General features: G+C 57.1%; 9 protein-coding genes. 5 read left to right on the top strand and 4 right to left on the bottom strand.

Annotated features, from left to right (window positions below; translation table 11 throughout):
* Positions 1–199 precede the first annotated feature (199 nt).
* Positions 200–751 (top strand): glutathione peroxidase, encoded by a 552-nt coding sequence (locus ALO43_RS28005; protein ID WP_005889708.1) that lies wholly within the window; start codon positions 200–202, stop codon positions 749–751.
* 254 nt (positions 752–1,005) lie between these two features.
* Here the strand turns inward: ALO43_RS28005 and ALO43_RS28000 are convergent, their stop codons facing one another.
* From ALO43_RS28000 to ALO43_RS27990, 3 genes are all read right to left on the bottom strand, one after another.
* Positions 1,006–2,289: an OmpP1/FadL family transporter gene (locus ALO43_RS28000; RefSeq protein WP_024690082.1), complete on the bottom strand. Its 1,284-nt coding sequence runs from the start codon at positions 2,287–2,289 to the stop codon at positions 1,006–1,008.
* A gap of 237 nt (positions 2,290–2,526) precedes the next feature.
* Positions 2,527–2,745, bottom strand: coding sequence for a hypothetical protein (locus ALO43_RS27995; RefSeq protein ID WP_002554588.1), 219 nt, complete (start codon positions 2,743–2,745; stop codon positions 2,527–2,529).
* A 482-nt stretch (positions 2,746–3,227) separates the two neighbouring features.
* Positions 3,228–3,530, bottom strand: coding sequence for a hypothetical protein (locus tag ALO43_RS27990; RefSeq protein WP_024669896.1), 303 nt, complete (start codon positions 3,528–3,530; stop codon positions 3,228–3,230).
* Between the two features lie 746 nt (positions 3,531–4,276).
* Here ALO43_RS27990 and ALO43_RS27985 point away from each other — a divergent pair.
* Both ALO43_RS27985 and ALO43_RS31930 read left to right on the top strand, forming a co-directional pair.
* Positions 4,277–5,641 carry a DNA recombination protein RmuC gene (locus ALO43_RS27985; RefSeq protein WP_162880326.1) on the top strand — a complete coding sequence of 455 codons (1,365 nt, stop codon included), beginning with the start codon at positions 4,277–4,279 and terminating at the stop codon, positions 5,639–5,641.
* A gap of 206 nt (positions 5,642–5,847) precedes the next feature.
* A complete protein-coding gene (locus ALO43_RS31930) occupies positions 5,848–5,970 on the top strand; it encodes a PA1414 family protein (protein ID WP_117144034.1) in 123 nt (40 codons plus the stop codon).
* A gap of 105 nt (positions 5,971–6,075) precedes the next feature.
* Here the strand turns inward: ALO43_RS31930 and ALO43_RS27980 are convergent, their stop codons facing one another.
* Positions 6,076–6,348 carry an acyl carrier protein gene (locus ALO43_RS27980; protein WP_024669894.1) on the bottom strand — a complete coding sequence of 91 codons (273 nt, stop codon included), beginning with the start codon at positions 6,346–6,348 and terminating at the stop codon, positions 6,076–6,078.
* Between the two features lie 242 nt (positions 6,349–6,590).
* On the opposite strand from ALO43_RS27980, the gene ALO43_RS27975 reads away from it, so the two are divergent.
* Both ALO43_RS27975 and ALO43_RS27970 read left to right on the top strand, forming a co-directional pair.
* On the top strand, positions 6,591–7,190 hold the full coding sequence (locus tag ALO43_RS27975) for a tRNA-uridine aminocarboxypropyltransferase (RefSeq protein ID WP_054998465.1): 600 nt from the start codon (positions 6,591–6,593) through the stop codon (positions 7,188–7,190).
* A gap of 98 nt (positions 7,191–7,288) precedes the next feature.
* Positions 7,289–8,248 carry a DMT family transporter gene (locus tag ALO43_RS27970; protein WP_005889722.1) on the top strand — a complete coding sequence of 320 codons (960 nt, stop codon included), beginning with the start codon at positions 7,289–7,291 and terminating at the stop codon, positions 8,246–8,248.
* Positions 8,249–8,265: the final 17 nt, after the last annotated feature.

Genomic DNA, 8,265 nt, shown 5'->3' with positions numbered 1-8,265 from the left:
ACCGGGCGCTGGCCATTAGCCTCGGCCTTGGTGGCGGTGGCGGTGGCGGTGGCGGTGGCGGTGCTGTTGGGGCTGCTGTGGTGGGCCTGGCAACATGTCGGGCTGGCAGCATTACAACTGGGCCTGGGCGCTTGCTAGGCAGAAGGCCTGGCTTGCGGTAGCGTGTCGGTAGACCACAATAATCTTCAGGGCCACCATGATGAATATTCGCTTTGCTTCGATTTCTCTTTTGTTGCTGGCCATGAGCGGCGCTGCAATGGCCGCCGATTGCCCGCCGCTGTTGCAAGGCGAGCTGCCCAAGCTGCGCGCCAAGGAAAACATCGACCTGTGCAAGCGCTTTGCCGGCAAGCCGCTGGTGGTGGTCAACACGGCCAGCTTCTGTGGCTTCGCGCCGCAGTTCAAAGGGCTTGAAGAACTCAGCCAGCGTTACAAGGGGCAGGGGCTTGAGGTGCTGGGCGTGCCGTCCAACGACTTCAAGCAGGAGGCCAAGGACGGTGAAGAAACCGCCAAGGTTTGCTACGTCAATTACGGCGTGACCTTCACCATGACCGAGCCGCAGGCTGTGCGCGGTGACGATGCCACTCACCTGTTTAAAGTGCTTGCCGAGCAAAGCAGCGCGCCACGCTGGAACTTCTATAAGTACGTGGTCGATCGCCAGGGCAAGGTCATCGCCAACTTTTCCAGCATGACCAAGCCCGATGATCCTGAACTGATTGCGGCCATCGAAAAGGCGATTGCATCGAAGCCCTAGGTTGCAGGGGAGTGCGAAGCTCAAGTCGAGCCCGAATCTCGCTGATTCGCAGCACGGTATGACGCAGAGCGTTACGAAATGCATGCCAACGCGGAGCATTGGCACGATACTCATGGAGTATGAATGCTGTTCCCGCACCCCATCGGGGAGCGCAGCCCCAGGCGCTTTGCATCCGCTTTCAAGGGTGTCAGGCGCGCAATAAAAAGCCCGCGATCATCACTGGTCGCGGGCTTTTTCAGCTTGGCGGTCGCCTGTCAGAAGCGATAGGTAACCGAGGTGCCCAGGCCGTGAGCAGTGTTGCGGTAGTCGGCGCTGTAAGAACCCTTGGTCGCGCTGCTGTCGCGGATCTTGGTTTCTTCTTCACGCAGGTACGAATACGCCACGTCGATGGTCAGGTCGTCGGTCGGGCTCCAACCGGCACCGAAGCTAATGATCTTGCGATCGCCAGTCGGGATGCGTGGGGAGCGGTTGACGTTGTTGGTTGGCGACTGATCAACGGAGAAGCCAGTGCGCAGCGTCCACTCTTTATTGACCTTGTACGATGCACCAATGGCGTGTGCCCAGGTGTCGTGCCAGTTCTGTTCTTCAGAGATAGTGCCGATCGGGCCGACGGAACCGCCGAGCAGGGCAGGAACGCCATCGTTGTTGACGGTGATGTCTTGCAAGCGGCTCCAGCGGGTCCAGGTGCTGCCTGCATAGACAGTCCAGTTTTCGTCGAGCTGCTGAGTGATGGAGAAGTCCACGGACTCAGGCGTGGAAATATCCAGCGAAGCGTCGTACTTCTGGCCGGAGAATCCGCCGAAGCCCGAGCCTTCGATCTTGGTCTTGCCTTTGAGCTTGTAATCGACCTTCGAGTGGTAGGTCAGGCCAAGGCGTGTGGTGTCGGTGGCTTGCACCAGAATACCGGCATTGAAGCCGATCGCGGTGTCATCGCCTTCGATCTTCACCTTGCCGTCGTTCAGGCCAGGGCTTCTTGCGTTCAGCGTGGCAGACGTCAGCTCGCCGTCGATACGGTTGATGGTCGGGCCGAAACCGATGGAGACCTTGTCGTTGAATGCATAGCTGACGGTCGGCTGAAAGGTCACGACCTGGACGTGGCTCTTGTCGCCCCAGTAGCGGCCTGCGAAGCCTTTTTCGTAATCGGTGACCAGGCCGAACGGCACGTACACGCCCAGACCAAATGCCCAGTGATCATCGATAGGTTTTACGTAGTAGCCCATTGGCACGCCGACGACCGGGACCATGTCACCGTCGTTGCTACCGCCAAATGTGCCGCGACCATTGTCGATGTCGGTCTTGGCGATAACGGCTGCGGCGCCTCCGCTGATTTGTTCGCGTTTTATGCGCGACATGCCGGCAGGGTTGCCGAATACAGTGCTTGCGTCATCGGCTGAGGAGGAGCGACCTGCGAAACCGGTGCCCATGCCGCTGATACTTTGTTCATTGAGGGCGAAGCCGGCAGCGAGCAATTGAGAAGAAGCCAGGCCCAGAGCGAGTCCCAGCGTTGTCCGGTTCAGTGCTTTTGTCATTATTTTCATTATTAGAACTCCTTGTTGTTCACCGCTCGGAAATTACCAACATTTTGAACGGCGCGCTATAGCCTGAATAGCCCGATTTAGAGCTATTCTTGTAGGACAATCCTGAAAAAGCAGTAGGAAATGCACTTTTTTCGAAGTTCTGTTGTCGTGCTTACTCGTCAGGTCGGTCACTTTTATCACGGGCATTAAAAAGCCCCGCGTGTAAGGCGGGGCTTCGGGCTTGCGTTACAGCTGTCGTCAGGCGATGAGAGCCTGACGGGTACGCTCGATCACGGCTTGCAGCGGTTCGGCGCTTGCGTACTGATCGGGGTACAGGCGTTCGCTGTGGCGGGCGATGCCGTGTTCATTGACGATGGTAAAGCTGAAGCAACCTTTGCGAGCTGCCATGATCAGGCAGTTCATCGGGGCAAAAGCATTGGTAAGCGTGTGAATCGCGTGCTGAGTTTGAGTATTCATATTCAAGGTGTTTCCTGAAACAACACGGAACAATACCGTGCATAAATAAAGATTCCAGTAAACGCGGGCCGACATTTGATAAAAAAGCCTGGCTGGGCGGAGAACCTGACTGGAACAAGACAGGCAGTTGAAGCGCGCTTTATCGTATGGCGCTCTGGCTGACCGGTAGGTACTTAGGAGGGCAGGCAACACGACAGGAGCAAAGGTTCTACGCTCCAGGTGAAGATCCTGATCAATTGCAGGCTGGTTGAAGCAGGCCATGAGAGCCGTTACTGCACTGACACCTTTATGGTGCTTCAGCGAGAAGGTTCATGTCTGGAAACCATCGAGGTGGTCGATCCCTTGTTGCCAACATTCTCGTCGCATGGAGGAGTGTCTGTCGGGGGACTTGTCGACCGGAATTGATTTTCAGCTTGGTACTAACGGCGGCAATGCTACCGACGGCGAACAGGTAATGCAATAGGCTACGTGAAAAATAATTCTCAATGCACAAGCAGTCGATAGGCCAGCACCGCCACGGAGGCAACCATCGAACATCCCAGCAGGTAGGCTGCGATGGTCAGTCGAGTCGACTCGCGGCGTTCGATGGCGCGCATTATATCGCCTGCCTGATTGATGCGGCCCTTGCTCAGGTCCCTGCAGATGATCAGGTTCAGGACGATGGCAGATAACAGCACGCTGCAGGCGAACACCACGCCGTCCGGTGAGGGCAGCAGTAGGCTGGTCGCGATAGCAGTTATACAGACTGCTATCAATAACACGAAGAACTTCAGTATCTCCCTCATGGAACCCTTCACTGAATCATTGATGGCTGACGGCGGGTGTTTTTCAAGATGACTTCTGCCGAAGCGCGCGCAGTCTATCGCTTGCAGCAACTTTAGGGGACTGCGCCGTGCAGGAAAGCGCTCGGGGGCGTGGCGCCTTCTTTTGAAACGACCGCTACAAGCCAGTGTGTATGGGGATTTAGGTGACATCGTGCGCAGATTACCTGACGCACCACATCCCTGAAAAAACGCCTACGCGAGCGTTGTGCACATTAGCGCCACAAGCTGCCACATCACTGTCACAAGTGTTGCTAAGGGTTTGATTTATGATGGTGATTTATTAAGTCAATGAAAAACATCGCTTTTTTTTGCTGGTGAAAAAATCGTCAGTTTGAGCGCAAGCCCCATTCTGTCTGCGTTTGCGGAAGTTAAAGGAAGGTTGTCCACTGAGTTATCCACAGCTTCTGTGGATTGTCCCGGTGGTGATGTCCCGGTAATGGGGGCTGTGCGACTGCGCAAAAACGCGTAGAATCCGTCACCCCGATTTGCCCCCGCCTTTTGATCTTGCCTCGCTAGAGAGGCTGTTTCTGCTGCACTATTCGTGTTTCTACCTACAATGCCGCTGGCGGTGATTCGGCCTGCATGGAGTCTTTATGGCACTGGACCTGAACAGCCTGTTACTTGGGCTTGCTGCAGCCGCATTGCCCTTGTTGGCATTGCTCTGGCAGATGCAGCGTCGTCTGGCCTCGCGCCAGGCTGAAAGCGCGTTGCTGGATGAGCGTCTGAGCATGGCGCAGATGGCGCAGGAAGGCCTGAACGCGCAACTGGACGCCTGCCGTGACGAAGTCAGCGATCTGGGGCATGCCAACTCGGCCAAGCAGGCCGACCTTGCTGCGCTGCGCCGTGAAGTCGAATTGCTGCGCGAGGAAAGCGACAATGCCCGCGAAATGGCACAAGGCTGGACAGTCGAGCGTGCCGGCAGAGAAGCCGAGTTGCGTCGGCTGGATGCGCAGTGCGCAGCACTGAATGCCGAACTGCGCGAGCAGCAGGACAGCCATCAACAGCGTCTGAACGATCTTCAAGGGTCCAGAGACGAACTGCGCGCCCAGTTCGCCGAGCTGGCAGGCAAGATCTTCGACGAACGTGAGCAGCGCTTCGCCGAAACCAGCCAGCAGCAATTGGGGCAATTGCTGACACCGCTCAAGGAACGTATTCAGTCGTTCGAAAAGCGTGTCGAAGAAAGCTACCAGAATGAAGCTCGCGAGCGTTTTTCGCTGGCCAAGGAGCTGGAGCGTCTGCAGCAACTGAACCAGCGCCTGAGTGATGAAGCCACCAACCTGACGCGCGCGCTAAAAGGGCAGAAAACCCAGGGCAACTGGGGCGAGCTGATTCTCGAGCGGGTGCTGGAGCATGCAGGGTTGGAAAAAGGCCGCGAGTACCAGACGCAAGTCAGCCTCAAAGGGCCTGATGGCGAACGTTTTCAACCTGACGTGCTGATCATGCTGCCGGGTGACAAACAGGTGGTGGTCGACGCCAAGGTGAGCCTGACCGCTTACCAGCAATATGTGTCTGCCGATGACGAGGTTATCGGCCAGACCGCGCTCAAGCAGCATGTGCTGTCACTGCGCAATCACGTCAAAGGCTTGTCGGGCAAGGATTACAAGCGCCTTGAAGGTCTGCACAGCCTGGATTTCGTGCTGCTGTTCGTGCCCATCGAAGCGGCGTTTTCAGCGGCATTGCAGGCTGAGCCCAATCTGTTTCAAGAGGCTTTTGATCGCAATATCGTGATTGTCAGCCCAACCACGTTGCTGGCCACTTTGCGGGTAATCGACAGCCTCTGGAAACAGGAGCGGCAGAGCCAGAACGCGCGCGAGATCGCCGAGCGGGCAGGCTGGCTGTATGACAAATTCGTGCTGTTCATTCAGGACCTGGACGAAGTGGGCAACCGCTTGCAGCAACTGGACAAAGCGTATTCGGCCGCACGCAACAAGCTGACCGAAGGGCGCGGCAACCTGATCAGTCGCAGCGAGCAGCTCAAATTGCTGGGCGCACGGGCCAGCAAGAGCCTGCCGCCCGACCTGCTCGAAAGGGCCATGACGGACGGGGAAGGCCTGATTCGGCAGCCTGAGTGAGGCAGGGCGCAGGCAGTTGCAAAAGCCCGCTGCAATATCCGGCAATGAGCCGTCCGTCGCAAAGACTAGAAGCGATCCTGCACAACTGTCACATTGGCTCCATCGGGGAAATTTTTTTCCGTAGCACTCGGCTAAATGTTCAATTTGCTTCTACGATCTTTAGTGAGTGATGGATACAGATCAGGTTTTTCCCTCAAGGGGGCTCTATGAATAGCAAAATGCAAGAATGGCTCCATGATCTTGGCGTTGCACTGGGTCTTATCGAACGACCAAAACTGCAGCCTATTCCGGTTCGTACCAACGACGATCGTCGTCGTCCACGCCGGTAAGCACCTCGCTGCACAGCGTGTGCCTGGTCACGTTACCTATAGCAACGGGGCGTAAAAGCGTCCCGACACAAGACGTTTTTTCCAGAGTCGGTGTCCCGGTTACACTCATAACCCCTCGCTTTTGCTGTCGTCCGGCAGCGTTTCCCGTCTTATCAACAGAATGGTGTCGATCACCTGTGTCAGCGGCGTGGTCTGTAACTTCACCGAATCCGGAAACTCGACTTTGAACTTCGTCTGCAGAGCATCGAGCAGTTTCTCGATGTCGTCTTGATCCATAGCCAGGTCGTCGAAAGTGGCTGCCATGTGAATTTCGGACTTATCCACCAGGATAACGCCCAACTCGTCAAACACTCCCTGACTGATTGCCTCGCGATTCATGAGTATTCCTGATGTTGGCCTTGTCAGGATGGGGCAGGCGTACTTCATGTCACCAGCTTGGACTGATTAGACTAGCTCAAGCAGGGGAGACGGCTGCGGATTGCACCGGCGCGGACGGACGAAGTTGTTTAAACTGCCTGATTGTTCGACAGGCGGCTCTCTGCATGGCCGAGCTGTCATCCTTGTTGCCCTCCAGGCGTGCCGTTTCTGGTTGCGCGGCAGGCCCGTCCCAGAGAGAACCGATGCCCCGCGCCCGCTGTGAACGTTGTTTGCGCCCCTCCCTGCATTGCCTGTGTGCGTTGATCCCGCGTCTGGACAGCCGCACCCGGGTGTTGATCCTGCAGCATCCTGGCGAAGTCAGTCATGCATTGAACACCGCACGGCTGGCAGCGCTCGGGCTGGTCAATGCGCAACTGTGTGTCGGGGAGGTGTTCGATGATCTGCAAACACTCCTGAACCCGCCCGGCTATCAGGCACGATTGCTGTTCCCGGGTGAAACTGCCGAAACGCTGGCGCCTTACGCGGGCGATTCGCTGCCGATGCTGCTGGTCGTGCCGGACGGCACTTGGCGCAAGGCGCGAAAAATGCTGCACCTCAACCCTCTGTTGGCTGCCTTGCCGCGCGTCAGTCTGGGTGCCGTGCCTGCTTCGCGTTATCGCTTGCGCAAGGCGCCTGCCCCGAATGCATTGTCGACGCTGGAGGCAATCGTGCATGCGTTGCAGGCACTTGAAGCACCGGGCTCGTTCGAGGCGCTGCTGAATCCGTTCGATGCATTGATCGACGGTCAGATTCAGGCCATGGGCGACGAGACGTATCAGCGTAATCATGGCGACAAGGCTTGATAAAACAATTTGCAGCGTTAAGCGCGCTCAGCTGTAACTGTTGCTTTTCAGGACAGCGCCTAGAATAAGCGGGTGTTCTATTTCTCGCGGAATTGCCGATGCACATCTCTTCTGGTCGTTGGGTCTACGGCCTGTGCCTGTCACTGCTGACGGCGCTGCTCTGGGGCATTCTGCCGATCAAACTCAAGCAGGTTCTGCAGGTGATGGATCCGGTAACAGTTACCTGGTTCAGGCTGTTCGTCTCCGGCGTGCTGTTGTTTGTGTGGCTGGCGTCGGTCAAGCGTCTGCCCAGCTTCAAGATGCTGGGTCGCAAAGGCAAGGTGCTGGTGGGGCTGGCTGTGTTCGGGCTGGTAGGTAACTACGTGTTGTACCTGATCGGTTTGCGCCTGCTGAGCCCGGGTACCACGCAGCTATTGGTGCAGGTAGGCCCGATCTTTCTGCTGATCAGCAGTATCTTTCTGTTCAAGGAACGCTTCAGTGTGGGGCAGGGCATCGGCTTGCTGGTGCTGATGGTCGGCTTTGGCTTTTTCTTCAATCAGCGTCTGCTCGAGCTGTTTACCTCGCTGGGTGATTACACCACCGGTGTGCTGATCGTGCTTCTTGCTTCGACGGTCTGGACCTTTTACGGGCTGAGCCAGAAGCAGTTGCTCACGGTATGGAACTCACTGCAGGTCATGATGGTGATCTACCTGTTCTGCGCATTATTGCTGACACCTTGGGCGCACCCCGCCGAAGCGTTGCTGCTGAGCCCGTTGCAAGGCTGGCTGCTGCTGGCCTGCTGCCTGAATACGTTGGTGGCCTACGGTGCGTTTGCTGAAGCATTGGCCCACTGGGAAGCGTCGCGGGTCAGTGCGACCCTGGCGTTGACGCCTCTGGTCACTCTGGCCGCAGTAGCGGCGTCTGCCTGGCTTTGGCCTGCTTACGTGCAGGCCGAAACCCTGAACGTGCTGGGTTACGGCGGTGCCTTGCTGGTGGTTTCAGGGTCGGCGTTGACCGCGCTTGGGCCTTCTCTGGTCGCTGGTTACCGGGCAAGAAGGGCGAGGCTGGCTCAGGTTTAAGAGGCATTGATGCAGGG

Source organism: Pseudomonas tremae (assembly GCF_001401155.1).
Classification (GTDB): domain Bacteria; phylum Pseudomonadota; class Gammaproteobacteria; order Pseudomonadales; family Pseudomonadaceae; genus Aquipseudomonas; species Aquipseudomonas tremae.
The sequence above is the reverse complement of the archived record's forward strand: the minus strand, read 5'-3'. Positions and strand labels throughout refer to the sequence as shown.

Excerpts from the sequence above, each read along its gene's own strand:
- ALO43_RS28005 (WP_005889708.1), top strand. The coding sequence starts at position 200 with ATGAATATTCGCTTTGCTTCGATTTCTCTTTTGTTGCTGGCCATGAGC.
- ALO43_RS28000 (WP_024690082.1), bottom strand. The coding sequence starts at position 2,289 with ATGAAAATAATGACAAAAGCACTGAACCGGACAACGCTGGGACTCGCT.
- ALO43_RS27995 (WP_002554588.1), bottom strand. The coding sequence starts at position 2,745 with ATGAATACTCAAACTCAGCACGCGATTCACACGCTTACCAATGCTTTT.
- ALO43_RS27990 (WP_024669896.1), bottom strand. The coding sequence starts at position 3,530 with ATGAGGGAGATACTGAAGTTCTTCGTGTTATTGATAGCAGTCTGTATA.
- ALO43_RS31930 (WP_117144034.1), top strand. The coding sequence starts at position 5,848 with ATGAATAGCAAAATGCAAGAATGGCTCCATGATCTTGGCGTTGCACTG.
- ALO43_RS27980 (WP_024669894.1), bottom strand. The coding sequence starts at position 6,348 with ATGAATCGCGAGGCAATCAGTCAGGGAGTGTTTGACGAGTTGGGCGTT.
- ALO43_RS27975 (WP_054998465.1), top strand. The coding sequence starts at position 6,591 with ATGCCCCGCGCCCGCTGTGAACGTTGTTTGCGCCCCTCCCTGCATTGC.
- ALO43_RS27970 (WP_005889722.1), top strand. The coding sequence starts at position 7,289 with ATGCACATCTCTTCTGGTCGTTGGGTCTACGGCCTGTGCCTGTCACTG.